The organism is Sphingosinicella microcystinivorans (assembly GCF_003634215.1).
GTDB classification, from domain to species: Bacteria; Pseudomonadota; Alphaproteobacteria; order Sphingomonadales; family Sphingomonadaceae; genus Sphingosinicella; species Sphingosinicella microcystinivorans.
Window position 1 is genome coordinate 1,294,604 of the sequence record NZ_RBWX01000007.1, and the last position, 23,657, is coordinate 1,318,260.

The 23,657-nt window shown below is 65.1% G+C and carries 24 protein-coding genes and 1 tRNA gene; 7 read left to right on the forward strand and 18 right to left on the reverse strand.

From position 1 onward, the window contains the following. Positions 1 to 2: 2 nt before the first annotated feature. From DFR51_RS06240 to DFR51_RS06250, 3 genes are read right to left on the reverse strand one after another with little or no spacing between them, the layout of a single operon-like run. Positions 3 to 782, reverse strand: a complete 780-nt coding sequence (locus DFR51_RS06240) for a sulfite exporter TauE/SafE family protein (RefSeq protein ID WP_121048117.1) — start codon at positions 780 to 782, stop codon at positions 3 to 5. Continuing rightward, positions 779 to 1,303 carry a rhodanese family protein gene (locus tag DFR51_RS06245; RefSeq protein ID WP_121048118.1) on the reverse strand — a complete coding sequence of 175 codons (525 nt, stop codon included), beginning with the start codon at positions 1,301 to 1,303 and terminating at the stop codon, positions 779 to 781. The genes DFR51_RS06240 and DFR51_RS06245 overlap by 4 nt, the downstream gene beginning before the upstream one ends. A 4-nt stretch (positions 1,304 to 1,307) precedes the next feature. Next, positions 1,308 to 1,625, reverse strand: a complete 318-nt coding sequence (locus DFR51_RS06250; protein ID WP_174234241.1) for an ArsR/SmtB family transcription factor — start codon at positions 1,623 to 1,625, stop codon at positions 1,308 to 1,310. 76 nt (positions 1,626 to 1,701) lie between these two features. Between DFR51_RS06250 and DFR51_RS06255 the strand changes: the two genes are divergently transcribed. Next, positions 1,702 to 2,595, forward strand: coding sequence for an MBL fold metallo-hydrolase (locus tag DFR51_RS06255; RefSeq protein WP_243445400.1), 894 nt, complete (start codon positions 1,702 to 1,704; stop codon positions 2,593 to 2,595). Positions 2,596 to 2,637: 42 nt separating this feature from the next. On the opposite strand, the gene DFR51_RS06260 is transcribed toward DFR51_RS06255, so the two are convergent. The 4 genes from DFR51_RS06260 to lepB all read right to left on the reverse strand — a co-directional run bounded on the left by DFR51_RS06260 (position 2,638) and on the right by lepB (position 6,294). Then, positions 2,638 to 3,867 (reverse strand): alpha/beta hydrolase, encoded by a 1,230-nt coding sequence (locus tag DFR51_RS06260; protein ID WP_121048121.1) that lies wholly within the window; start codon positions 3,865 to 3,867, stop codon positions 2,638 to 2,640. Positions 3,868 to 3,968: 101 nt separating this feature from the next. Next, on the reverse strand, positions 3,969 to 4,868 hold the full coding sequence (gene era / locus DFR51_RS06265; RefSeq protein ID WP_121048122.1) for a GTPase Era: 900 nt from the start codon (positions 4,866 to 4,868) through the stop codon (positions 3,969 to 3,971). Continuing rightward, positions 4,865 to 5,527: a ribonuclease III gene (rnc, locus tag DFR51_RS06270; protein ID WP_243445401.1), complete on the reverse strand. Its 663-nt coding sequence runs from the start codon at positions 5,525 to 5,527 to the stop codon at positions 4,865 to 4,867. The genes era and rnc overlap by 4 nt, the downstream gene beginning before the upstream one ends. Continuing rightward, positions 5,527 to 6,294: a signal peptidase I gene (gene lepB, locus DFR51_RS06275; RefSeq protein WP_243445647.1), complete on the reverse strand. Its 768-nt coding sequence runs from the start codon at positions 6,292 to 6,294 to the stop codon at positions 5,527 to 5,529. Before lepB ends, rnc begins: the two co-directional genes overlap by 1 nt. 137 nt (positions 6,295 to 6,431) lie before the next feature. Here lepB and pgi point away from each other — a divergent pair, with 137 nt between their 5' ends. Then, positions 6,432 to 7,958 carry a glucose-6-phosphate isomerase gene (gene pgi, locus DFR51_RS06280; RefSeq protein ID WP_121048124.1) on the forward strand — a complete coding sequence of 509 codons (1,527 nt, stop codon included), beginning with the start codon at positions 6,432 to 6,434 and terminating at the stop codon, positions 7,956 to 7,958. Here the strand turns inward: pgi and DFR51_RS06285 are convergent. Further along, a complete protein-coding gene (locus DFR51_RS06285) occupies positions 7,955 to 9,250 on the reverse strand; it encodes an O-acetylhomoserine aminocarboxypropyltransferase/cysteine synthase family protein (protein ID WP_121048125.1) in 1,296 nt (431 codons plus the stop codon). The two genes, pgi and DFR51_RS06285, sit on opposite strands and share 4 nt — an antisense overlap. Before the next feature lie 140 nt (positions 9,251 to 9,390). Between DFR51_RS06285 and typA the strand changes: the two genes are divergently transcribed. Beyond that, positions 9,391 to 11,217: a translational GTPase TypA gene (gene typA, locus DFR51_RS06290; protein WP_121048126.1), complete on the forward strand. Its 1,827-nt coding sequence runs from the start codon at positions 9,391 to 9,393 to the stop codon at positions 11,215 to 11,217. Positions 11,218 to 11,236: 19 nt separating this feature from the next. Here the strand turns inward: typA and DFR51_RS06295 are convergent, their stop codons facing one another. The 3 genes from DFR51_RS06295 to DFR51_RS06305 all read right to left on the reverse strand — a co-directional run bounded on the left by DFR51_RS06295 (position 11,237) and on the right by DFR51_RS06305 (position 13,654). Continuing rightward, positions 11,237 to 12,595 (reverse strand): serine hydrolase domain-containing protein, encoded by a 1,359-nt coding sequence (locus tag DFR51_RS06295; protein ID WP_121048127.1) that lies wholly within the window; start codon positions 12,593 to 12,595, stop codon positions 11,237 to 11,239. 110 nt (positions 12,596 to 12,705) lie between these two features. Then, positions 12,706 to 12,918 carry a hypothetical protein gene (locus DFR51_RS06300; RefSeq protein ID WP_121048128.1) on the reverse strand — a complete coding sequence of 71 codons (213 nt, stop codon included), beginning with the start codon at positions 12,916 to 12,918 and terminating at the stop codon, positions 12,706 to 12,708. A gap of 202 nt (positions 12,919 to 13,120) precedes the next feature. Beyond that, on the reverse strand, positions 13,121 to 13,654 hold the full coding sequence (locus DFR51_RS06305; RefSeq protein WP_160119195.1) for a PAS domain-containing protein: 534 nt from the start codon (positions 13,652 to 13,654) through the stop codon (positions 13,121 to 13,123). 89 nt (positions 13,655 to 13,743) lie between these two features. Between DFR51_RS06305 and DFR51_RS06310 the strand changes: the two genes are divergently transcribed. Continuing rightward, on the forward strand, positions 13,744 to 14,250 hold the full coding sequence (locus tag DFR51_RS06310; RefSeq protein WP_121048130.1) for a prolyl-tRNA synthetase associated domain-containing protein: 507 nt from the start codon (positions 13,744 to 13,746) through the stop codon (positions 14,248 to 14,250). After that, on the forward strand, positions 14,247 to 15,086 hold the full coding sequence (gene fghA, locus DFR51_RS06315) for an S-formylglutathione hydrolase (RefSeq protein WP_121048131.1): 840 nt from the start codon (positions 14,247 to 14,249) through the stop codon (positions 15,084 to 15,086). Before DFR51_RS06310 ends, fghA begins: the two co-directional genes overlap by 4 nt. On the opposite strand, the gene DFR51_RS06320 is transcribed toward fghA, so the two are convergent. From DFR51_RS06320 to hutI, 6 genes are all read right to left on the reverse strand, one after another. Continuing rightward, complete coding sequence (locus tag DFR51_RS06320) at positions 15,083 to 15,685, reverse strand: hypothetical protein (RefSeq protein WP_121048132.1); 603 nt, start codon at positions 15,683 to 15,685, stop codon at positions 15,083 to 15,085. The genes fghA and DFR51_RS06320 overlap by 4 nt on opposite strands. A gap of 105 nt (positions 15,686 to 15,790) precedes the next feature. Continuing rightward, positions 15,791 to 16,279, reverse strand: coding sequence for a flavin reductase family protein (locus DFR51_RS06325; protein WP_121048133.1), 489 nt, complete (start codon positions 16,277 to 16,279; stop codon positions 15,791 to 15,793). A 60-nt stretch (positions 16,280 to 16,339) separates the two neighbouring features. Then, a complete protein-coding gene (hutU, locus tag DFR51_RS06330) occupies positions 16,340 to 17,995 on the reverse strand; it encodes a urocanate hydratase (RefSeq protein ID WP_121048134.1) in 1,656 nt (551 codons plus the stop codon). Continuing rightward, complete coding sequence (gene hutG, locus DFR51_RS06335) at positions 17,992 to 18,807, reverse strand: N-formylglutamate deformylase (protein WP_121048135.1); 816 nt, start codon at positions 18,805 to 18,807, stop codon at positions 17,992 to 17,994. The genes hutU and hutG overlap by 4 nt, the downstream gene beginning before the upstream one ends. Then, complete coding sequence (gene hutH / locus DFR51_RS06340; RefSeq protein WP_121048136.1) at positions 18,804 to 20,306, reverse strand: histidine ammonia-lyase; 1,503 nt, start codon at positions 20,304 to 20,306, stop codon at positions 18,804 to 18,806. The genes hutG and hutH overlap by 4 nt, the downstream gene beginning before the upstream one ends. Beyond that, complete coding sequence (gene hutI, locus DFR51_RS06345; RefSeq protein WP_121048137.1) at positions 20,303 to 21,484, reverse strand: imidazolonepropionase; 1,182 nt, start codon at positions 21,482 to 21,484, stop codon at positions 20,303 to 20,305. The genes hutH and hutI overlap by 4 nt, the downstream gene beginning before the upstream one ends. Before the next feature lie 56 nt (positions 21,485 to 21,540). On the opposite strand from hutI, the gene DFR51_RS06350 reads away from it, so the two are divergent. Further along, positions 21,541 to 22,890, forward strand: a complete 1,350-nt coding sequence (locus DFR51_RS06350; protein ID WP_121048138.1) for a formimidoylglutamate deiminase — start codon at positions 21,541 to 21,543, stop codon at positions 22,888 to 22,890. Beyond that, positions 22,887 to 23,540: a UTRA domain-containing protein gene (locus DFR51_RS06355; RefSeq protein ID WP_121048139.1), complete on the forward strand. Its 654-nt coding sequence runs from the start codon at positions 22,887 to 22,889 to the stop codon at positions 23,538 to 23,540. The genes DFR51_RS06350 and DFR51_RS06355 overlap by 4 nt, the downstream gene beginning before the upstream one ends. Positions 23,541 to 23,575: 35 nt before the next feature. On the opposite strand, the gene DFR51_RS06360 is transcribed toward DFR51_RS06355, so the two are convergent. Further along, a tRNA-Lys gene (locus DFR51_RS06360) sits at positions 23,576 to 23,651 on the reverse strand. Positions 23,652 to 23,657 lie beyond the last annotated feature (6 nt).

Genomic DNA, 23,657 nt, shown 5'->3' on the forward strand with positions numbered 1-23,657 from the left:
GGTTACGCGGCGCCTAGCGCGACATAGATGCCGACGCCAATGACGAGGACGGCGAAAATACGCTCCAGCAACGCCTTGCGGGTGGAGAGGTGCCGGCCGAGCACGATGCCGATCACCGCCCCGCCCGCACCGCCGGCGACGAGCAGCATGGTGAGCGGCCAATCGACGAAGCCTGACAGCGCGTATGATACCGACGTGGTCAGCCCAAGCGCGACGATGACCACGAGCGACGTGCCCACTGCATATGTGAAGGGCATCGCTGTCGCTGCAATGAGCGCGGGCACGATGAGGAAACCGCCGCCGATCCCGAAGAAGCCGGCTGCGAACCCCACACCCGCGCCCATCGGCACCAACCGGGGCAGGAGAACGCGCGCTGTCGACCGCGACAGCCGAACATCGGGGTCTTCCTCGCGTCGGCGTTTGCGCAGCATCGATAGGCCGATGCCGACCATCAGCAGGCCGAACAGCATCAGCAGGCGTTTTCCGTCGAAGGCCTTGCCGATCTCCGCACCGATAGCGGCGCCCACGACGCCGGCAAACGCAAAGGCGGTCGCGCAGTGCCACTTGACCCTACCGGCGCGGGCGTGCGCAATGAGCCCCGCGAGCGCATTCGCCGTGACGGCGACCGCAGCCGTTCCGATCGCCGCATGGGTCGAGCCGACACCAACGACATAGACGAGCAGCGGCACGGCGAGGATGGAACCTCCGCCGCCGACCAGCCCCAGGACGACCCCGATGAGGCCGCCGGACACCAGCGCGAGCAGAATTTCCGGGGCTGTCACGCCAGTGTCGCCGCCATACGGCGGTTCCAAGGCATCAACTTCAGCAGCCGTGCCATACCGCACCAGCCGGTGGCGCCCGCGACCATCAGCCCGGCGCCGACGAACCCGGAGAGGGCGAAGAAGCCGCTATTGACGAGGAAGCCAAGCACAACGCCGAGCAAGGCCAGCCCGCCCGCGACAAGCTGGACCTGCCGCATCAATTCAAGCGGTTGGCGACGATCGAGCGCGACATCGAGCCCGGCACGGCGCCAAGCCTCTATGCCGCCTTCGAGCATGTAACATGGACCTTCGGCAGCCGCGGCGAGCCGGGAGGCGTTAGCGTCGGTGCGCGCGCCCGACCGGCAATGGAACACCACCGCGCAATCGCCGGTGTCGAGGCCGTCGAGCGCCCCAACCGGCACATTGGCCGCGCCGGGGATATGCTCCCGCGCGTGTTCATCGGGCTCGCGAATGTCAACCAGCTTCGCGCCGGCTTCGATAAGGCGCCTGGCTTCGGCGGGTTTGACAGGGGTTATCGTCATCGGATCAGTCCTCTAAGCAGTAAAGTTTGTACAATTCGGCCAGCAGCGCCTCGATCCGGGGATCAGCGATCCGGTACCAAAGCGTCTGGCTTTCGCGCCGGAAGGCGACGAGACCCTCGTCGCGCATTTTTGCGAGATGCTGCGACAGCGCCGATTGCGACAGGCCGACATCGGCGGTGAGTTCCCCGACGGTCCGCTCTCCATGTTCGACGAGTTTGCACAGCACCATCAAGCGGCGGCCATTGCCGATCGCTTTCAATGTTTGCGCCAGTTCGCCTGCCTTCTGTTCGAAGGTCGCGAGATCTATCGGGGACTTGAGCATCACCGTACTTTCAATATTAGGTATTGCTAATTTAATTGATACTAATATATAATCAAGGGGTCAAATGGAGGTTCTGATGACTGCCAACCCGATGATCGAAGCGTTTTTCGACGAGCCCACCAACACGATCAGCTATCTGGTTGCGGACCCCGCAACGCGCACGGCAGCGGTAGTCGACCCGGTGCTCGACTTCGACCTGGCGAGCGGTGAGGTCGACACCGACTCCGCCGACCGCATCTTGAAGATGGCGGCGGAAAAGGACTGGCGGATCGTCATGGTGCTGGAAACCCACGCCCATGCCGATCATCTTTCAGCCGCACCCTATATCAAGGCGAAGACGGGCGCGTGGATCGGTATCGGCGAGCATATCCGCGACGTGCAGAAAATCTTCCGTCCCGTATTCGCGTTCGATGACATGAAAACGGACGGTTCCGACTTCGACCGGCTTTTCGCCGATGGCGAACGCTTTGCGCTTGGATCGCTGCAGATCGAAGTGATGCACACACCAGGCCATACCCCTGCCGACCTCACCTATCGGATCGGCGACGCGGCGTTCGTGGGCGATACACTGTTCATGCCCGACTACGGGACCGCGCGCGCGGACTTTCCCGGCGGCGATGCACGCCAGCTTTACCGATCGATCCGGCGCCTGCTCAGCCTGCCGGACGAGACGCGGTTGTTCCTTTGCCACGATTATAAGGCACCCGGCCGCGATCAGTACCGCTGGGAGACGACCGTGGGCGAGGAGCGCCGAAATAGCGTCCATGTCCATGACGGGGTGAGCGAGGACGACTTTGTCGCGATGCGCGAGGCGCGCGACGCGACGCTGGCGGTTCCGAAGCTGCTGCTGCCCTCGATTCAGGTGAACATTCGCGCGGGGCGCTTTCCGTCGACCGAAACGAACGGTGTCCGCTTCCTGCGCATCCCGGTCAAAATCAAGGGCGAGGTTGCCGACAGCGTATTTGCGTAGAGTCTGCCCGCTGTTCGTTCGCTACTGGCGCCAGCCTTGGGATTATTGCCTTTTCGGTTGGAGGCTGGCGACCAGCGTCCCGAATGCCCGCGCTGTTTCCTCGGCCGCACGATCGGCTTCCTGTGTGACGGCGGTTTGTTGGAGGAAGCCGTGGGGCAGGGCCGCGTATTCCATGTAGACGGTGTGTACGCCCGCCTTTTTCAAAGCCTCCGCGTAAGCACGGTCTGAATCTCTCAGCGGATCGAAGCCGGCCGCGGCAACGAGCGTTGGCGGCATGATCGCGAAGTTGTCGGCCAGAATCGGCGAGATCTCGGGCTGAGACAAATCCATCTCCGGAAACACACGCTGGTGCACATAATTCGTGAAGGGCTCGTCGAGACCGAAGCCATTCCAGAACAGACGCGCAGAAGCGTAATGGATACGCATGACAGGCACGCTGCGGTTATCAACGGCAGCGTAGTAAAGCAGCTGACACGCAGGTTTCGGCTTTCCAGCCTTGTGAGCCCTGGCCGTCACCACGACCGACATGTTGCCGCCGGCGCTATCCCCGCCCACGCAAATGCGCGAGGTGTCGGCGTTCAAACGGTCGGCATTTTCCAGCGCCCAGTAGTAAGCATCTTCAGCATCGTTCCACGACGCGGGATACGGGCTTTCGGGTGCGAGCCGGTAGTCGGTCGAAATGACTATCACTCCGGCTTCGTGAGCCAGTCGCCGCATGGCGCGGTCCACCGCTTCGATGTTGCCGAACAGCCAGCCGCCTCCGTGATAGTAGACGAGAACCGGAAGCGGGCCTTCCGCCCTGGGCCTGTAAATGCGGACCGGAATGGGCTTGCCGTCCCTTGCCGTGACGGTTTCGTTCGTTATCGACGCGAGTTCTGGCCCCGGCTTTGTGCGCCGGATCCAGCGCTGGTTTGCGTCCTCGCGCGTCTCCATGGCGCTTTGTGGCTCGTCAAAGGGGTCCGCTGCCGGTTTTTCGGGCCGGTCTTTCGCTTCTTGCGCTTCTGTTTCCGCCGCCACCCGTGCCTTGTGGAAAAGATACTGCATTCGAAGGTCGAGCGTCTGACCATCAAGGACGATCCGCTCGCCGCCAACCTGCTCCAGAACCCAGCTGTCGGGCTTGCTGGCGAGATCGGCGATCTCCTGATCCTCAGGGTGGGCGATGCGCGCCGCACTGCCTGCCGGAACGGGCGCGTCGAACGGCTTTTGCTGTTCGCACGCCGAAACAGCGAGAGCGAAAGCGGAAATGGTGCATAGATGGCTGCGGATCAACATGGCCTCCCTTGAAAGCCGGTCAATCGTGGCAGGCGTACATCAGGGAGCAATGCTGCAGGCGGGCAATTTCCCGTCCAGATGGGTAACCTCCGGGCGAGCCGTCAATCCACCCAGCCGAGGCCCATGTCCCGATAGGTTTCCCGGTCGTCAGCCCAATCGGGTTTCACCTTCACGTTCAGGAACAGGTGCACGCGGCGGTCGAGCATTGTTTCGAGTTCGGCGCGGGCGGCAGAGCCAATGGCGCGGATGCGCGTGCCGCCTTTGCCAAGAACGATGGCCTTCTGCGTATCGCGCTGAACGAGTATCTGCTGGTGGATCTTCACGGAGCCGTTCTTCTGCTCCTCCCACAGCTCGGTTTCCACCGTGGAGGCGTAGGGCAGTTCCTCGTGGAGCTGGCGGTAAAGCTGTTCACGCGTGATCTCTGCGGCGAGAAGCCGCGTGGTGATGTTGGAAACCTGATCTTCCGGGAAGTGCCAAGGGCCTTCGGGGAGCGCGGCGGCGAGCGTGCGCCGGAGATCATCGATGCCGTCGCCGGTGACGGACGAGACCATGAGCGTTTCCGCGAAATCGACGCGGCGGTTCGCTTCGGCCGCGATGGGCAGCAGGCGCTCCTTCGCGGCGATGTCGGTCTTGGTGATTGCGAGCATCTTCGGCTCGGGCCGGTTTGCGAGAACTTCGAGGATCGCGTTCGTTTCCTCGGACATCGCGCGCTTGCCGTCGATGACGAGAAGGACGATGTCGGCGCCCGCCGTACCTTCCCACGCCGCGTGAACCATGGCGCGATCGAGACGGCGCCTGGGCTGGAAGATCCCGGGCGTATCGACGAGAAGGATCTGGGTTTCGCCCTCAATCGCGAGGCCCATCAGGCGCGTGCGCGTCGTCTGCACCTTGGGGCTGACGATCGCGACCTTCTGGCCGACGATCGCGTTGACGAGGCTCGACTTGCCCGCGTTTGGCGCGCCGACCACCGCAACCACGCCGCAAAAGGTCTTTTCGGTCATTCACCCGTCTCCCGCGCGAGCAGTGCGATCGCCGCCTGCTTCTCCGCTTCCTGTTTGCTGGACCCTTCCGCCTCTTCCGGCGTGTAGCCCCTGACAGTGACACGAACGCGGAAACTCGGCGCATGATCCGGACCGGAGCGGCCAACGACTTCGTAAGACGGAATCGGCAGGCGCTTTGCCTGGGCCCACTCCTGTAGCGCGGACTTCGGATCGCGCGGTGCTGAGGCCGGGCGATCGAGATGCGCGGCCCATTGGGCATGAATAAAGCTCTCGGCGGCGGCAAGGCCGCCATCGACATAGAGCGCACCGATCAGGGCCTCGCAGATATCGCCAAGTACATTGTCCGACCGGTGCACGCCCGCTTGCCGCGCGGCGGTTTCCATGCGGATCATCGCCGGGACGCCAACCGCACGGGCGACCACGGCGCATGTGCCCCTGTCGACGAGCGCGGCGAAGCGGCGGGCAAGCTCGCCCTCCGTCTCGTCGAAGCGCTGATAGAGCCACGCAGCGACGACGCAGCCGAGCACGCGATCGCCGAGGAATTCGAGTCGTTCATAGTTGCGTTTGCGCCCGCCGCCATGGGTGAGCGCGGTTTCAAGCAGCTTCGTGTCGCTAAAATCGTGGCCGAGTGCCCCTCGTGCCCACGCAGTGCTATCCATCAGAAGAGGCGCCCGATGCGCTCCCAACGCGCGGCGGAAACCCATGTCCAAGGCATGACCCAACTTGCTGAGCCGTCGGTCGAGAAGAACATGATCTCGGCACGGCCGACGAGGTTTTCCGCAGGCACGAAGCTGATGCCACCTTCGGCGAAGCTGAAGCGGCTATCGGAGCTGTTGTCCCGATTGTCGCCCATCATGAAATAATGGCCTTCGGGCACCACGAACGGTGCGGTGTCGTCGCCCGCGCTCATTGGATCGCTGTCGAGGACAAAATAGGTGCGCCCGCCGGGCAGCGTTTCTTCAAAACGCATGTAGCGGCACATGCGCTCGCCGTTCGCGTCCACGAAGACCTCGCCCTTGAGGCAGGCCATATTCGGGCTCTGCGGCACAACGAAATCGGCGACGCGGCGCTTGGGCACGGCATCGCCGTTCAGGTAAAGCGTGCCCCCGCGCATCTGAATGATGTCGCCGGGCAGTCCGATCACGCGCTTGATGAAATCCGTGCGGTTGTCGCTCGGCGTCTTGAACACGGCGATGTCGCCGCGCTCCGGCGCGCTGCCGCCGATGCGGCCTTCGAAGATCGGCGGGCCCATCGGGAAGGAATAGCGGCTGTAGCCGTAAGGCCATTTCGCCACGAACAGATAATCACCCACGAGCAGGCGCGGCAGCATCGATTCGGACGGGATGTTAAAGGGTTCGTAGCCGAACGAGCGTAAGAACAGCGCGATCAGCACCGCGCCGACGATGGTTCTGAGGCCTTCCTTCATCGAACCGAGCATCTGTTCACCGCGCGCCTGATGGACTGCGCGGGCGGCTTCGGTAGAAGGGTCTACGGTTTCGGGATCGCTCACAGGGCGGCACTATTGGCCCCGGTCCGGGGTGTCAAGCAAGGAGCGGAGAGCGGATGGACGAGCGGAGCGCGGCCTGGGCGGCGGCAGCGGAGGCAGCGAGCGATGTTCCGACGCTGACCGCGCTGTTCGCGGCGGAAGCGGATCGGGCAGGGCGGCTTTCGGTGGACGTCGCCGGGCTCCATTTCGACCTTTCGAAAATGCATCTGTCGAAGGCGGCGGAGGTTGCGCTTGCAGGGCTGCTGGCAGCCTCGGACTTCGAATCCCGGCGTGCGGCGCTGCTCTCTGGCGCGACTGTGAACCCCAGCGAGGCGCGCGCGGCGACGCATGCGGCTGAGCGCGGTTCAGGCAGCGGATCGGCGGTTGCGGCTGCGGCCGACGCGCGGCGCGCGATGCAGAGGCTGGTGGAGCGCGTGGAGTGCGGGGCGTTCGGCGAGATCCGGCATATCCTCCACATCGGCATCGGCGGCTCAGCGCTTGGCCCCGCATTGCTGGTGGATGCGCTTGGTGGCGACGGCGCACGCTATGATACGCACATCATTTCCAACATCGATGGCGTCGCGCTTGAGCGTGCGATGCGCGTCTGCGACCCCGCGCGGACGCTGGTGGTGGTGGTGTCGAAGACGTTCACGACCGTCGAGACCCTGACCAACGCCGAGAGTGCGCGGGACTGGATCGGCGGCGCGGAGCGCTTCGTCGCGGTGACGGCGGCGCCCGAGAAGGCTGCGGCATGGGGTGTGGCGCGCGAGAATGTGCTCGGCTTCGCGGAAAGTGTCGGCGGCCGCTATTCGCTGTGGTCGGCGGTGGGCGTGACAGCAGCGCTCGGTCTCGGCTGGGTGGCGTTCGAGTCGCTACTGGCGGGCGCGCGCGAGATGGACACGCATTTTGAAACCACGCCCGTCGCGGCGAACGCGCCGGTGCTCGCGGCGATGGTGGATGTGTTCTACGCGGCCTTCCTTGGCGCCGAGACGCGCGCGGTGTTTGCTTATGACGAACGGCTGCGGTTTCTCCCGTCGTTCCTCCAGCAGCTTGAGATGGAAAGCAACGGCAAGCGCGTGGATACGACGGGGAGGGCGCTCCAGCACCCGAGCGCCGCGATCTCGTGGGGCGGCACGGGCACGGATGCGCAGCACGCGGTGTTCCAGCTTCTGCATCAGGGCACGCATCTGGTGCCGGCCGAGTTCGTGATGGTGAAGACGCCGGGGCACGGGCTGGGCGCCGCGCATCACCGGCAGCTTCTCGCGAATGCCATTGCGCAGGGCGCGGCGCTAATGCGCGGGCGGACAGCGCAAGAGGCGCTGGCGGTGAGCAGTGGTGATGCCGCGCTCGCGGCGGCGAAGACGTTTCCGGGCAACCGGCCTTCGAGCGCGATCGTGCTCGAAACACTGCAGCCGCACACATTGGGCGCGCTGATCGCCTTCTATGAACACCGCACGTTCACGGCGGCGGTGCTGCTCGGCATCAACCCGTTCGACCAGTGGGGCGTTGAACTCGGCAAGGAGATGGCCCGCGCTGCTCTGGACGGCAACGCGGGCGAAGGGTTTGATGCGTCGAGCCGAGCCTTGCTGGCGCGGTTGCTCTAGGTGCTGGCTGCTACCAGTGCCTGTTCGATATCGGCGATGATGTCGTCGATATGTTCGAGGCCGATCGACAGGCGGACGTAGCCGGGGGAGACGCCGGTGGCGATCTGGTCGGCTTCCGAAAGCTGCGAGTGCGTCGTCGAGGCGGGGTGAATCGCGAGGCTGCGCGCGTCGCCGATGTTGGCGACGTGGTAGAGCAGTTTCAGATTGTCAATGAACGCGCGGCCGGCGTCGCGGCCGCCTTCAAGCTCGAATCCGAGCAAGCCGCCGAAACCACCCTTCAGGTACTTGTCCGCGCGCGCGCGGGTGTCGCTATCCTGAGCGGATGGGTGAATAACCTTCGCTATGCCCTTGCGCTTCTTCAGATAGTCGGCAACCGCCTGCGCGTTGCTGCAATGGCGCGGCATCCGGAGCGGCAGGGTTTCGAGGCCCTGCAGAAGCTGGAAGGCGTTCATCGGCGACAGCGCGGCGCCGAGATCGCGCAGCAACACGGTGCGGGCGCGCAGGATGTAGGCGATGGGTCCGAGCGGCTTTACCGCCTGCGTCCACACCGCGCCGTGGTAGCTCGGGTCTGGCGTATTGAGGGTTGGGTGACGCTCTGGCACTGCTTCCCAATCAAAGGCGCCGCTGTCGACGATGAGACCGCCGATCGAGGTGCCGTGGCCGCCAATGTATTTCGTTGCCGAATAGACGACGATCGCCGCCCCATGATCGAACGGGCGGGCGAGGAGCGGTGCGGCGGTGTTGTCGACGATAAGCGGGATGCCGAGCGGACGGCCGAGTGCGGCGACCTCGCCGATTGGGAACACGCGGAGCTTTGGGTTTGGCAGCGTCTCGGCATACCAGGCGCGGGTGCGGTCGTCGCTGGCGCGCACGAACGCTTGCGGGTCCGCCGGATCGACGAAGCGGACTTCTATGCCCTGATCCTTCAGCGTGTTCGCAAACAGGTTCCACGTTCCACCGTAAAGATCGGTAGAACTTACGATATTATCGCCCGCACGCGCGAGGTTCTGGATCGCGAATGCTGATGCGGCTTGGCCCGAAGCGACGGCGAGCGCGGCGACGCCCCCCTCGAGCGCGGCGATGCGCTGCTCAAGAATGTCGGTCGTGGGGTTCATGATGCGCGTGTAGATGTTGCCAAGCTCGGAGAGCGCGAACAGGTTTGCCGCGTGCTCGGTGTTTTTGAACTGGTACGACGTCGTCTGGTAGATTGGGGGTGCCACCGCGCCCGTTGTTGGGTCCGCGCGCCAGCCGGCGTGAAGCGCCAGCGTTTCGGGGTGCAGGCTGTTGGTCACGGCTTATCCTCCTTGTTGGTTTTTAAGCTCTAATCGTGCGGGTGCACCTTCGCCAAGAGGCGACACGCCTTGCTGCGATGCAGCAGGTGCTGTATGGGCGCGCGCAAATCCCGTTTCCTCGAATCTGAAAGAGACCCCCGATGGGCCTTCGCAACGTGGCCATTATCGCCCACGTCGACCACGGCAAGACGACGCTCGTGGACCAACTGTTCCGCCAGTCCGGCACCTTCCGCGAGAATCAGCGCGTCGAAGAGCGCGCGATGGATTCGAACGACCTCGAAAAAGAGCGCGGCATCACCATCCTTGCCAAGTGCACCTCCGTCGAGTGGGCGCACGGCGGCGAGACGACACGCATCAACATCGTCGATACGCCCGGCCACGCCGACTTCGGCGGCGAAGTGGAACGAATCCTCTCGATGGTGGACGGCGTGATCCTACTCGTCGACGCCGCCGAAGGGCCGATGCCGCAGACGAAGTTCGTGACCGGCAAGGCGCTCGCGCTTGGGCTTCGCCCGATCGTCGTCGTTAACAAGGTCGATCGTTCCGACGCGCGCGCCGATGAGGTGCTCGACGAAGTATTCGAACTATTCATGGCGCTTGATGCCAGCGACGAGCAACTCGACTTCCCGGCGCTGTTCGCGAGCGGCCGCGGCGGTTATGCGGGTCTTACGGCGGACGTGCGCTCGGGTGACCTGACACCGCTGTTCGAGAAGATCGTGGAGCATGTGCCGGCGCCGAACACCGACGTGAACGGGCCGTTCAAGATGCTGGCGACGCTGCTCGACCGCGACAACTTCCTTGGCCGTATCCTCACGGGGCGCATCGCGAGCGGCAAGCTTTCGGCGAACATGCCGATCCGTGCCATTGATGCCGACGGCAAGGTCGTCGAGGAAGGCCGCGCCAGCAAGGTCTTCGCTTTCCGCGGCCTGGAGCGGGTGCCGGTGGAAACCGCCGAGGCGGGCGACATCGTCGCCATCGCCGGGCTTTCGACCGCGACCGTAGCCAACACCATTGCCGAGCCTTCGGTAACCGAGGCGTTGCCCGCGCAGCCGATCGATCCCCCCACGCTCGCCATGACTTTCGCCGTTAACGACAGCCCGTTTGCAGGCCGCGAAGGCAGCAAGGTGACGAGTCGCATGATCCGCGACCGCCTGCTGCGCGAGTCGGAAGGCAACGTCGCTATCCGCGTGACCGAAAGCGCCGACAAGGACAGCTTCGAAGTGGCGGGTCGCGGCGAACTTCAGCTTGGCGTTCTGATTGAGACGATGCGCCGCGAAGGCTTCGAACTCGGCATCTCTCGTCCGCGCGTTCTCTTCAGAGAGGGTGCGAATGGCCGTGAAGAACCCTATGAAAACGTGGTGATCGATGTAGACGAGGAACACTCGGGCACGGTCGTCGAGAAGATGGCGCTCCGGAAGGGCGAGATGACCGACATGCGCCCCTCGGGCGGCGGCAAGACGCGCCTTACCTTCATTGCGCCGTCGCGCGGGCTCATCGGTTATCATGGCGAGTTCCTGTCCGACACGCGCGGCACCGGCATCATGAACCGCGTGTTCGACAGCTACGGGCCGCACAAGGGCCAGATTGCCGGGCGCCAGAACGGCGTGCTCATCTCGATGGAACAGGGCGAAGCGGTCGCCTACGCGCTGAACGCGCTCGAAGATCGCGGCATCCTTTTCATCTCGCCGGGCGAGCCGCTGTATCAGGGCATGGTGATCGGCGAGAACGCGAAGCCTCAGGACCTTGAGGTCAACCCGCTGAAATCGAAGCAGCTCACCAACTTCCGCGCATCGGGCAAGGATGACGCAATCCGCCTGACACCGCCGAAGCGCATGACGCTGGAACAGGCGATCGCCTACATCGACGACGACGAGCTGGTGGAAGTGACGCCGAAGTCGATCCGCATCCGCAAGCGCTTCCTCGATCCGCACGAACGGAAGCGCGAATCGCGCAAGGCGGCAGCCTGACCGCGCGGCGGCTAGACTTCTAGCCGCCGTCCGCCAGCCGCGTGAAGGTGATGCCGCGCACGCGGTCTGTGCCGAGCGTGAAGCTGGCGCGATCATCCGTAAATTTGAGCGTCATCCCATCCCCGCGATAGACACCGTCCGGGGCGAGCGTGAAGCTGAGCGGTGCGCCCTTCGTGGTGTAGGGCGAGGCGATCGCCGCCGTCAGCGCGGGGCCTTTCGTGCTGATATCGTAGGTCGCCTGTAGCTCATCCGAATAATAGCGGCCGCTGGGCGACGCTGTGTTGGGCGCGAGGATCTGGCCTTCGATAAGTTCGAGGATGGCGTCGGCCTTTTCCACCGGATTCCAGTCGCTTCGATTGCAGAAAACCGCAATGCCGAGGCGGCGGTCCGGCAGGCGCTGATACTGGTAGAGGAAGGCTTCGGCGCCGCCGCTGTGCTGGACGAATTTCTGCCCGCGGCGCTCGCCGACCATGAGACCACCGGCGTACGCCTGCAGGCTCGGCTTGCGGACGGCGAGTTCGCCGTTCGTGAAGCGTCCCGGTTCGAGCATGATGGCGCTGACGGCGGGGGTCCACACCTTGTGGCCAACCTCGATATCGTACTCATAGCGCGCGAGATCGTTGATCGTGGTCATCAGCCCGCCCGAACCGCTGATCAGCGGATAGGTGTCGCGAATCTCGAAGCCGCCGTCCTTGGGCTTGTAGCCGTGCGCGACCTTGCCCTCGGGGCGGGCGCCGTTCATGAAAACGCTGTTTTTCATGCCGAGCGGTTTCAGAACGGCCTTCGCGGCGTAGTCGCCGAACGGCATGCCAGAGACGCGCTCGACGATTTCCGCAAGCAGCAGATAGCCGCCGTTCGAATAGGTGAAATCGGTGCCGGGCGTGAAATTGGTCGCCTTCTGGCGCAGCACCAGATCGAGCGCCTTCGCCTTGGTGAAAGTCGCCGCATCGTCGCTACCGGACCAGCGCGCCAGCGCCAGCCAGTCCCGAACGCCCGAGGTGTGATGGATCAACATCTGGACGGTGACAGGCACTTCGTAGGCAGGCAGTTCGGGGAGGTATTTCCGAATGTCGTCGTTGAGGCCGAGTTTACCCTTCGTAATGAGGGTCGCAGCGGCAAGGACCGTGAACTGCTTCGATACCGACGCTGCATAGATCAGCGTGTCGCCGTCGAGCGGCCGTTTCGCTTCGACATCCGCCATGCCGGACGCGGTGACGAACAGCGGCTTCCCGGCCTTGAACGCACCGACCGCGCAGCCAGGCGCCGCAGCGGCGCCCGAATCGGAAACGAGCTTCCTGACGGCATCGAGATCGGTTGCCGCAGCTGGAGACGCAGCCGTCGCGGCAATGAGCGCTACAAGAACACGGGACCGTTTCATCAATACCCCTCCAACTGAACGAACGGAGAGGGAAGGGCATCAGGCCCTACGCCGCAAGAGCGTATCTCGAACGGGTGCTATAACCGCCGGTTATCTGCCGACGTACGCTTTCAGGCCGCGACCAGTACGCCGAGGTCGGTGAGAAAGTCTGCGCCGCCCGTCTGCTGGAGCGGTAGCGCGGTCGCGCAGAAGGCGCACTCGGCTGAGCTGCGGCCGATGTACCAGTTCGTGTGCCCGCAGCCGGGGCAACAATTGACCTTCGACGGGCGGTATACAAGCCGGTAGCCCTGCTTCGAGCCATCATAGGCGCGCGTGTCGAGCATGGTCCTCGTCCTTTCAACTCGGCGCCGATAGAAGGCACCTCGTCGCTGGAACACGCAAGGAGGGTGCCAGTTCCGCATGTGGCGGAAATTGCAGCGTTCTGAGGATTGGAGGTCACAGGACTGTAAGGTTTTTCGACCCATCTGTGTTGAAATGGGACAGGCTGGCGCATCGATGCGAACCCGTAACGTCTTGATTTCGCGCTCAGCCGCTCAGCACATGAAGCTGGCCGGGCTGCGGGATGAGCATACCGTACCATTCAAGGAACTTGCCGTTGCCATCGCGCACCGCCGCGCCGGTAGCGCTGAATGTCGCGTACGCGCCGTCCCGCTGCCGCATCCGCATGAGCGCGCCGCGTGGCACACCGCTCTGAATCGCGAGCGCGAGGGCTGATTTGATGTTCGCGACATCTTCAGGATGCGTGAAGCTCTGCCAGCCGGCGCCCAGCGCGTCTTCGGGCGGGCGGCCTGTCAAACGCGTGAAGCTGTTGTTGATGTAGGTGACATCACCCTTCGAATTGCACGCGAAGATGATGACGGGAACGGCTTCGACGATCGATTCGAAGCGCTGCTTGATGATCTGCAGGCATTCGACCTCCGCGCGCAGGCGGCGAATTTCGCCATCCTTGCGGGTGAGCGCGGCTTCGGAGCGAACGCGAACGTGATCGACCGCCTTGCGGACGAAATCCAGTTCCTCGGAACTGGGCGAAAGACCCGGCCGCTCTATCTCCCGGCCCATGACCACTCTCCAGAAAAATACCACACGTGCAAACATACTGGCATGCGAGGGTTAATGCGCTGTATGCGCCGGGTCGAAAGGGGTGCTTTGTGACATCGAGAGAAACGGAACTTGATGCGGCGCTCGGCGCGCTCGGCGTCCCCTACAAGAAGCACGAGCATCAGGCGGTGTTTACCGTGGGCGAGAGCGAGGCGCTGCACCACGCGATTGCCGGAGCCCACACCAAGAATCTCTTCCTGAAGGACGAAGCGGGCGCGTTCTTCCTGGTGACCATCCCCGCAGAGGCGCGCGCGAACCTGAAGGCGCTGCCGGCCGTGATCGGATCGCGGCGGCTCAGCTTCGGGAAGGCAGAGGACATGGAGCGCCTGCTCGGCATCTCGCCGGGTTCGGTGACGCCGCTTGCGGCTTTCAACGACGAAGGCCACGCGGTGACGGTCGCGCTGGATGCCACGCTTGCAGCGGCGGAAACGGTGAACGTCCACCCCTTGCGCAACACGGCCACGGTCGGCATGTCCGGGGCTGACCTTGTGCGTGCGCTCGAAAGCTGGGGGCACGCGCCGATCATCGCCCCCATTCCCGTGCTGGAGGACAAATGACCATCGAAACCGTTTCGACGAACCGCAGCTTCGGCGGCACGCAGGGCGTCTACAAGCACAGCTCGCGCGAAACCGGCACGCCGATGGTGTTCAGCGTGTTCGTTCCCGATCATGCGCGCGGCGTGACGCTGCCGGTGGTCTGGTATCTTTCGGGGCTGACCTGCACGCACGCGAACGTCACCGAAAAGGGCGAGTTCCGGCGCGTGTGCGCTGAACTCGGTCTCATCTTCGTAGCGCCGGACACGAGCCCGCGGGGCGATGACGTGCCGGACGACGAGGCGTACGACTTCGGCAAGGGCGCGGGCTTTTACGTGGACGCGACCGCCGCGCCGTGGGCGGCGAACTTCCGGATGCGCAGCTATATCGAGCGCGAACTGCCCGAAGTGATCGGCGCGCACTTCCCGGCGGACATGGCGCGGCAGGGCATCATGGGCCATTCCATGGGCGGCCATGGCGCGCTCACCATCAGCCTGCGAAATCCGGGCCGGTTCCGCGCGACCTCAGCCTTCGCGCCGATCGTCAGCCCGCTTCATTGCCCGTGGGGCGCAAAGGCGCTCGGCGGCTATCTGGGGGCGGACCGTGCGGCCTGGCGCGAATACGATGCCTGCGCGCTGATCGAGGACGGCGCGCGCGTGCCGGAGCTGCTGGTGGACCAGGGTGGGGCGGACAATTTCCTGAAAGAGCAGCTGAAGCCCGAACTCCTCGAAGCCGCCTGCGCGAAGGCAGGCATTCCGCTGACTCTGGGAATGCGCGAAGGCTACGACCACAGCTATTACTTCATCTCGACGTTCATGGAGCCGCACCTGCGCTGGCACCATGAACGGCTGACGCGTTAGCTGAGGCTCTCTTCCTTTTCGCTTCGCAGGGCGTCGCGGAAGGATTCAAGGCGCGCTCGATAGCCCTCGGCATCGCCGTATTCCAGGAAGGCCTGGTAGCGCTGGTGCGCTCCGCTGACCCTGATCGCGTGCTTGATCGGGCACCAGTATTGCTCCGTGCGCGCGGCAATTTCGCGCACATAGCTGACGACGCCGTTGCCGTAGCTGCAATAGGCGCAGTTCAGTGCCTCGATCCAGTTGAGGTAAGCGAGGTGTCCGCGATCGAAAGCGATATGGTCGCTCCGGCGAACGCGCGGGATGCCGTAGGCGCGGAAGCAGATCGCCTGATAGATGCTGACCCATATGTCGATCAGCACGAACGGCACGATCATCGAGTAGATCACCGGCGCCGTCACGATCGTGCGCCACGAGGAGCGGGCAATGAACTGCGTGAGATCCATGCGCAGGCGCCGATGCTCGGCAGCGATGCCCTGCTCGAACTCGACGAAGCGCGCCTTAAGCGACCAGCCGAGCGCCTTGCGGCGGCGCTCGATCTCGCGGTCCAACTCCTGTTGCAGGCGGACGATCTCGTGCGCCAGTTCTTCGATACGCCCAGTCATTTATGTCCCCTGCTTGCCGATCCAGCGCGATGGTAATCCGGCGCATTGCCCGACTCCAGACGGAGAGAGCAACCAGGGTGGTCAGACTTGAAGAGGCGCGTCAGGTCAGGCCGGAACGCGCGTGTATCGGCCGTCCACGTAAAGCAGCGGATCGACGACATCGCCAACGGTGACGGATTGCACGCGGCCGATCACGATCGTGTGCGTGCCGTAGGCGAAGAGGCCGTCCTGCTTGCAGACGACATTCGCCTGCGCGCTGCCGAGCAGCGGAAGACCGCCCGGACCATCGCGCCAGTCGCCGCAGGCGAAGCGTTCAGCCCCCTTGGCGCCGCCGCCGCAAATGCGTGAAATATCCTCCTGATCGGCGGAGAGGATGTTGATCGCAAAGTCCGCGCCCGCCGCGAGGGGCGCGTGCATCGAGGCTGATCGGTTGACACAGACGAGCATCGAAGGCGGGTCCATCGACATGGCTTCAACAGCGGTCGCCGCCATCAGGAAGCGCTCGTCCTCGTGGCGGGTGCTGATGACGCAGACCGTTGTGGCGAGTCGGCGCAGCGCCTGCTTGGTTGCACCGACAAGATCGATTTCATCCAATGCGCTTCTCCTGCTCCCCGCGTTTGCGCCGAGCCTATGACACAGGAAGAAACGCCGCGTCTAGACGATGGCTGGGAGATCGAGGCCCTGATCGCGCGCGCACTGGAGTGCGATGTCGTAGCCGGCATCGGCGTGGCGCATCACCCCGGTGGCGGGGTCGTTCCAGAGAACGCGCTCGATGCGGCGCGCGGCCGCCTCTGTGCCGTCGCACACGATTACCATACCCGAATGCTGCGAATAGCCCATCCCAACCCCGCCGCCGTGGTGGAGCGAGACCCATGTCGCGCCGGATGCGGTGTTGAGGAGCGCGTTGAGGAGCGGCCAGTCCGACACGGCGTCGGAGCCGTCGCGCATCGCCTCCGTCTCCCGGTTGGGGCTGGCAACCGAGCCGGAATCGAGGTGATCGCGGCCGATGACGACCGGCGCCTTCAGCTCGCCGGACGCCACCATTTCGTTGAAGGCGAGGCCGAGGCGGTGACGATCGCCGAGCCCGACCCAGCAGATGCGCGCGGGCAGGCCCTGAAACTTGATGCGTTCGCGCGCCATGTCGAGCCAGTTGTGGAGGTGCGGGTTGTCGGGGATGAGCTCCTTCACCTTCGCATCCGTCTTGTAGATGTCCTCCGGGTCTCCCGAGAGCGCCACCCAGCGGAACGGGCCGATGCCGCGGCAGAACAGCGGCCGGATGTAGGCGGGCACGAAGCCGGGGAAGGCGAACGCGTCTTCGACGCCCGCATCCTTCGCGACCTGCCGGATGTTGTTGCCGTAGTCGACCGTTGGGACGCCCGCCTTCTGGAAATCCAGCATGGTGCGAACGTGCGCGGCCATCGAGGCCTTGGCGGCCTCGGCGACGATGTCCGGGTTCTGCTCGCGCATCCCGAACCAGCGCTCGAGGCTCCAGCCCGCGGGGAGATAGCCGTTGACCGGATCGTGCGCGGAGGTCTGATCGGTGAGGAGATCAGGACGAATACCGCGCCGGAAGATTTCGGGGAGCAGTTCGGCGGCATTGCCCAGGAGACCCACCGAGACGGGCTTAGTCGCCGTGGTGACGAGACGCACGGCCTCGTCGAGGGTCTCCGCCGCGTGATCGAGATAGCCGGTGCGAAGGCGCATCTCGATCCGGATCGGCTGACATTCGATGGCGAGGCACGATGCACCGGCCATCACCGCCGCGAGCGGCTGCGCGCCGCCCATGCCGCCCAGCCCCGCCGTCAGCAGCCATTTGCCCGAAAGATCACCGCCGTAGTGCTGGCGGCCCATTTCGACGAATGTCTCGTAGGTGCCCTGCACGATGCCCTGCGTGCCGATGTAGATCCACGAGCCCGCCGTCATCTGGCCGTACATGGCGAGGCCCTTGCGATCGAGTTCGTTGAAGTGCTCCCACGTTGCCCAGTGCGGCACGAGGTTGGAGTTGGCGATGAGCACGCGCGGCGCGTCCGTATGCGTGCGGAACACGCCCACGGGCTTGCCGGACTGGATGAGCAGCGTCTCGTCGTCGTTCAGGCGGCGCAGCGTTTCGACGATCTTGTCGTAACTTTCCCAATCGCGCGCGGCGCGGCCGATGCCGCCGTAGACGACAAGCTCTTCGGGGCGCTCGGCGACGTCCGGATGCAGGTTGTTCATCAGCATCCGCAAGGGCGCTTCGGTGAGCCAGCTTTTCGCGCTGAGCGCGGTGCCGGTGGCGGGGCGGATGATGCGGGTGGTGTCGGTGCGGGTCATGCGTGGCCTTTGGCGAATGCGAGGGCGGCTTCCAGAACCTCGCGAAGCGTGGATTGCAGCGGCTGCGCGCGGGCGGGATCGTAGTCGGCGGGCCAGTTGCCCCATGCCGTCACGGGCGGCTCGGCGAGGTAGGTGCGCATCGCGAGTTCCATCTGGACCGCGTGGATGCCGGCGCTGGGGTTGCCGTAGTGGCGCGTCGTCCAGCCGCCCTTGAAGCGCCCATCGAGAACATGCGTGTAGGGCGAGCGGGCGCAGGCAGCCATCACCGCTTCCGCAAGCGCGGGCGCGCAGGTTGCGCCGCCGTTGGTGCCGACGTTGAGGTCGGGGAGATCGCCCGGGAACAGGCGTGGGACATGGCCGCGAATGGAATGCGCATCATAGAGCACGACGTGCGCGTGGCGGCGGCGCAGGCGCGCGAGCTCTTCGGAGAGGACGCGGTGATAGGGATCGAACCATGCCGCGCGGCGGCGCGTGATTTCGGCTTCGTCCGGTTCCTCGCCGGGGCGATAGAAGGGTTCGCCGTCGAAGGTTTCGGTGGGGCAGAGGCCCGTTGTGATCTGCCCCGGATAGAGCGAGACGCCGGACGGGTCGCGATTTACGTCGATGACCGTGCGTGACATGCCGGTGCGGATCGTCGTGGCGCCGAGATCGCGCGCGAAGGCGTAGAGCGCGTCCACCCACCAGTCGGTGTCCTTGAGCGCGAGCCATGGCGAACGCAGCGTGTCTTCGATCTCCGGCGGGATCGTGGTGCCTGTGTGCGGGAAGGCGACGACGAGCGGTGCGTCGCCCTGATGCACCATCAGCCAGGTCATAGCGGAAGCTCCGCGAGGGCGGCGAGCGTTCCAGTGTTCACGAGGCGCGTCGCTGCGACGATATCGGGGTGGAAATGGCGGTCGTGGTCGAGCGTCGGGACTTCGGCGCGGAGTGATGCGCGGGCCTTTTCCAACGCAGGACTGGAGGTGAGCGGCGCATGGAAGTCGCAACCCTGCGCGGCGGCGAGATATTCGATGGCGAGCACGCCAGCGAGGTTTTCGGCCATCGGCAGCAGGCGGCGCGCACCGTGTGCGGCCATCGAGACGTGGTCTTCCTGATTGGCCGAGGTCGGGATCGAATCGACGCTCGCGGGATAGGCGCGCTGCTTGTTTTCGGAGACGAGCGCCGCTGCCGTCACCTGCGGGATCATGAAGCCCGAGTTGAGGCCGGGCTTCGGCGTGAGGAATGCCGGGAGGCCGGAGAGCGCGGGATCGACGAGCATGGCGATGCGGCGCTCGGCGATCGAGCCGATTTCGCAGAGCGCGAGCGCGATCATGTCTGCCGCGAAGGCGACGGGCTCGGCGTGGAAATTGCCGCCGGAGAGCGCTTCGTCTGTATCGGCGAAGATGAGGGGGTTGTCGGAAACGCCGTTCGCTTCGTCGATGAGAGTTTCGGCCGCCTGCCGCAGGATGCCGAGCGCGGCACCCATCACCTGCGGCTGACAGCGCAGGCAATACGGATCCTGTACGCGGGCATCGCCTTCGAGATGCGAGGCGCGGATCGCTGAACCCTGCATCAGCGTGCGGAGTGTGTCCGCCACATCGATCTGGCCGCGATGTCGGCGCAGCGTGTGAATGCGCGGATCGAACGGCGTATCGGAACCCTTCGCGGCTTCCGTGGAGAGCGCACCGGTGACAAGTGCAGTGCGGAACAGGCTCTCCGCCTCGAACAGGCCCGCGAGCGCGCAGCTGCAAGAGAATTGCGTGCCGTTGAGGAGCGCGAGGCCTTCCTTCGCGCCGAGCGTGAGGGGAGCAAGCCCTGCCTTCGCCAGCGCTTCGGCTGCCGGGACGCCGTCGATCTCACCCACTCCGATCATCGTCGCGGCCATGTGGGCGAGGGGTGCGAGGTCACCGCTGGCGCCAACCGACCCTTGTGAGGGGATCGTCGGCATCAGGTCTTTCGCCAGCATGGCCTCGATAAGGCGCACGGTCCGCGTGGAGACGCCCGAGGCGCCATGGCCGAAGCTCGCGAGCTTCAATGCCATCATCAGGCGCACGACCGCGCGGGGCATCGGTTCGCCGACACCTGCCGCGTGGCTGAGAACGATGTTGCGCTGGAGCGTGGTGAGATCGGCTGTGTCGATGCGGACGGAGGCGAGTTTCCCAAAGCCGGTGTTGATCCCGTAAACGGGATCGCCGCGATCGAGGATGCGCGCGACAGCAGCTGCGCTCGCTTCGATGGCGGGAAAGGCTGCGGGGTCGAGTGCCGCCGCTTCGCCGCGATAGATGGCGCGCAGGGCGTCGAAACCGATGGCGCCGGGGGTGAGCGTGATCGTCACTGTCCTCTCCAGATGCGCGCATGGAGCGGATTGAAGCCCATGCGGTAAACGAGTTCGGCGGGCTCGCCGATGTCCCAGATCGCCAGGTCGCAGGTCTTGCCTGGCACGAGCGTGCCGATGTCGCCGCGCCCGAGCGCGCGGGCGGCTTCGCGCGTGAAACCGGCGATGCATTCGTCCACCGTCAGGCGGAACAGTGTCGCGGCCATGTTCATCGCGAGCAGCGGCGAGGTGAGGGGCGAGGTGCCGGGGTTGCAATCGGTAGCGAGCGCCATGGGAACGCCGTGCGCGCGGAGCGCGGCGACGGGCGGGCGCTTCTCCTCACGCGTGAAATAGAAGGCGCCGGGGAGCAGCACGGCGACGGTGCCGGAGGCGGCCATCGCCGCGATGCCGATCTCACTCAAATGTTCAAGGTGATCGGCCGAAAGCGCACTGTAGCGTGCGGCGAGCGATGCGCCGCCGAGGTCGGAAAGCTGCTCGGCGTGGAGCTTGACGGGGAGGCCGAGCGTACGTGCGGCTTCGAACACGCGCGCGACCTGATCGGGTGAAAAGCCGATGCCCTCGCAGAAGGCATCGACGGCATCGACGAGACCTTCCGCGGCGAGCGTGGGCAGCATCACGTCGCAGATGTGCGCCACATAGGCGTCGCGGTCGGAAAATTCGGGCGGCAGAGCGTGCGCGCCGAGGAAGGTGGTGGTGACGGCGACGTTGCGTTCTTCGCCCAGGCGGCGGGCGGCGCGGAGTTGCCTGCGTTCAGCTTCCAGTGAGAGGCCATAGCCGGACTTGATTTCGACTGTGGTGACACCCTCGGCGATGAGTGCGTCGAGGCGAGACAACGATGCGGCGACGAGATCGTCTTCGCTCGCCGCGCGCGTCGCCTTCATCGTCGAAACAATGCCGCCGCCGGCGCGGGCGATCTCCTCATAGGACGCGCCTTCGAGGCGCAGTTCGAACTCGCGCGCACGATTTCCGGCGTAAACGAGATGCGTGTGGCAATCGATGAGGCCGGGGGAGACCCAGCGACCTTCGCAATCGATGGTTTCGGCAGCGTTCGGCGCCCCGGCGCGGGGGCCGACATAGGTGACGATGCCGCCTTCGCACGCCACGGCGCCGTCCTCGACGATGCCGAGGTCGCGCCCTTCGAGCGTCATCAGTCTTGCGTTGTGCCAGAGGCGATTCATGCGTGCCGTTTTCAGCGCAATCGGTTATTATGTCTAGACATAATATCGAGGTGGCGATGCAAAGGCTTTGGTTCTCGCAGGCAAGACTGAACGGCGGCTGGGCGAAGGACGTGCGCCTGACGCTGTCCGGAGGGCTTATCGAAAGCGTCGAAACGGGCGTTGCGCTGGGTGCGGGCGACGAACGCCACGGCATCGCGATTCCGGGGCTCTGCAATGTCCACAGCCATGGTTTCCAACGCGGCATGGCCGGACTTTCCGAGCGGCGCGGGCGACCGGACGACGATTTCTGGTCGTGGCGCGAGGTGATGTACCGCTTCCTCGGCCGCATGACGCCGGACGACATCGCCGCGATCACGGCGCTTGCCTATGCCGAGATGCTTGAGAGCGGCTACACCCGCGTCGGCGAGTTTCACTACCTCCACAACGACATCGGCGGCGGCAGCTACGCCGACCCGGCGGAAACGGCGGGAAGCATCGTTGCCGCATCAGAGGAAACCGGGATCGGGCTCACGCTGCTGCCGGTGTTCTACGCGCACGCCGATTTCGGGGGCGCACCGCCCGCGCCGGGACAACGCCGGTTCATCAGCGACATCGATGGCTTCGCACGGCTGATGGAGGCAAGCCGCGCCAAGCTGCGCAGGGGTGACGTGATCGGGATTGCACCGCATTCGCTGCGCGCGGTGACGGCGGAAGAGCTTGCCGCGATCCTGCCGCTCGCGGAAGGCGGGCCTGTCCATATCCATGCCGCCGAGCAGACGAAGGAGGTGGACGCCTGCCTCGCATGGTCCGGTGCGCGGCCGGTCGAATGGCTGCTCGAAAACGCGCCTGTCGACGAGCGCTGGTGCCTGATCCACGCCACACATATCGACGACGTGGAAGTCATGGGGCTCGCCGCCTCGGGCGCGGTCGCGGGGCTTTGCCCGGTGACGGAAGCGAACTTGGGCGACGGCGTGTTCCCGGCGGAAGCCTATCTGCACCTCGATGGCCGCATCGGCACGGGCACCGATTCGAACATCCTCGTCGATGCGGCGAGCGAACTGCGCATGATCGAATACAGCCAGCGGCTTCACCATCGTCGCCGCAACATTCTCGGCTGCGAAGAAACGGCGTCGGTTGGGGAGCGGCTGTTCGGCGGCGCGCTCTCTGGCGGCGCGCAGGCGCTGGGCGTGAAAAGCGGGCTCGCGGCCGGGATGCCCGCCGATATCGTTGCGCTCGACGCTTGCCATCCGGCGCTCGCCGCAAGAAAAAGCGACATGATTGTGGATAGCTGGATATTCGCGGGTGGGCCGGGCTGTTTGGACAGCGTCTGGGCCTGCGGCGTGCGGCAGGTGGAAGGTGGCCGCCATGTCGCGAGGGGCGCGATCACGGCGCGTTATGCCGCCGCGCTGGAGCGCCTTACCGCGTGAAGCCCGGCGAGCGCATCCGCGCCGATATCGAGGGACGAATCCGCTCGGGCGACTGGAAGCCAGGGGACCGCATCCCTTTCGAACATGAACTCGTCCGCAGCTATGGCTGCTCGCGCGCCACGGTGAGCAAGGCGCTGGAGATGCTGGCGCGGGCCGGGCTCATTGAACGGCGGCGCAAGGCCGGATCGTTCGTCGCGCACCCGCGCGTCCATTCGGCGGTGCTGGAAGTGCCGGATCTCGCGAAGGTCGTTGCCGAGCGCGGCCTTGCCTATCGCTGGCAGCGGCTGAAGCGCGAGGTTGAGGACGGCAATGTCGTCGTCACCGGCCTCCACCACGCGGGAGACGAGCCCTACTGCATCGAACAGCGCGAAATCTCGCTTGCCGCCGTGCCCGAGGCCGAAGCCGCGACGTTCGCGGAGGAAGCGCCCGGCACATGGCTGTTGAAGCGCGTGCCGTGGAGCGAAGCGCGGCACAGGATCAGCGCCGTGATGCCAACCGCGGCCGAAGCGCGTTTGCTCGGCATCCCGCGCACCGCGTGCCTGCGCATCGAGCGCTGGACATGGCGCGGCGGCGATCCCGTGACGAGCGTTTCGCAGCTTTTCCCCGGCGATCGCCACGATCTCGTCGCGGACTTCGCGCCCGGCGCCTGAACCGGCGGCCTGGATTCAGACTTTGAAGAGGGAAGTGGTGGATGCACTAGGGCTCGAACCTAGGACCCGCTGATTAAGAGTCAGCTGCTCTACCAACTGAGCTATGCATCCACACCG

Coding starts and splice junctions, on each gene's coding strand:
- DFR51_RS06245 (WP_121048118.1), bottom strand. CDS start 1,303: ATGACGATAACCCCTGTCAAACCCGCCGAAGCCAGGCGCCTTATCGAA.
- DFR51_RS06250 (WP_174234241.1), bottom strand. CDS start 1,625: ATGCTCAAGTCCCCGATAGATCTCGCGACCTTCGAACAGAAGGCAGGC.
- DFR51_RS06255 (WP_243445400.1), top strand. CDS start 1,702: ATGACTGCCAACCCGATGATCGAAGCGTTTTTCGACGAGCCCACCAAC.
- DFR51_RS06260 (WP_121048121.1), bottom strand. CDS start 3,867: ATGTTGATCCGCAGCCATCTATGCACCATTTCCGCTTTCGCTCTCGCT.
- era (WP_121048122.1), bottom strand. CDS start 4,868: ATGACCGAAAAGACCTTTTGCGGCGTGGTTGCGGTGGTCGGCGCGCCA.
- rnc (WP_243445401.1), bottom strand. CDS start 5,527: ATGGATAGCACTGCGTGGGCACGAGGGGCACTCGGCCACGATTTTAGC.
- lepB (WP_243445647.1), bottom strand. CDS start 6,294: ATGAAGGAAGGCCTCAGAACCATCGTCGGCGCGGTGCTGATCGCGCTG.
- pgi (WP_121048124.1), top strand. CDS start 6,432: ATGGACGAGCGGAGCGCGGCCTGGGCGGCGGCAGCGGAGGCAGCGAGC.
- typA (WP_121048126.1), top strand. CDS start 9,391: ATGGGCCTTCGCAACGTGGCCATTATCGCCCACGTCGACCACGGCAAG.
- DFR51_RS06295 (WP_121048127.1), bottom strand. CDS start 12,595: ATGAAACGGTCCCGTGTTCTTGTAGCGCTCATTGCCGCGACGGCTGCG.
- DFR51_RS06300 (WP_121048128.1), bottom strand. CDS start 12,918: ATGCTCGACACGCGCGCCTATGATGGCTCGAAGCAGGGCTACCGGCTT.
- DFR51_RS06305 (WP_160119195.1), bottom strand. CDS start 13,654: ATGGGCCGGGAGATAGAGCGGCCGGGTCTTTCGCCCAGTTCCGAGGAA.
- fghA (WP_121048131.1), top strand. CDS start 14,247: ATGACCATCGAAACCGTTTCGACGAACCGCAGCTTCGGCGGCACGCAG.
- DFR51_RS06320 (WP_121048132.1), bottom strand. CDS start 15,685: ATGACTGGGCGTATCGAAGAACTGGCGCACGAGATCGTCCGCCTGCAA.
- hutU (WP_121048134.1), bottom strand. CDS start 17,995: ATGACCCGCACCGACACCACCCGCATCATCCGCCCCGCCACCGGCACC.
- hutG (WP_121048135.1), bottom strand. CDS start 18,807: ATGACCTGGCTGATGGTGCATCAGGGCGACGCACCGCTCGTCGTCGCC.
- hutI (WP_121048137.1), bottom strand. CDS start 21,484: ATGAATCGCCTCTGGCACAACGCAAGACTGATGACGCTCGAAGGGCGC.
- DFR51_RS06350 (WP_121048138.1), top strand. CDS start 21,541: ATGCAAAGGCTTTGGTTCTCGCAGGCAAGACTGAACGGCGGCTGGGCG.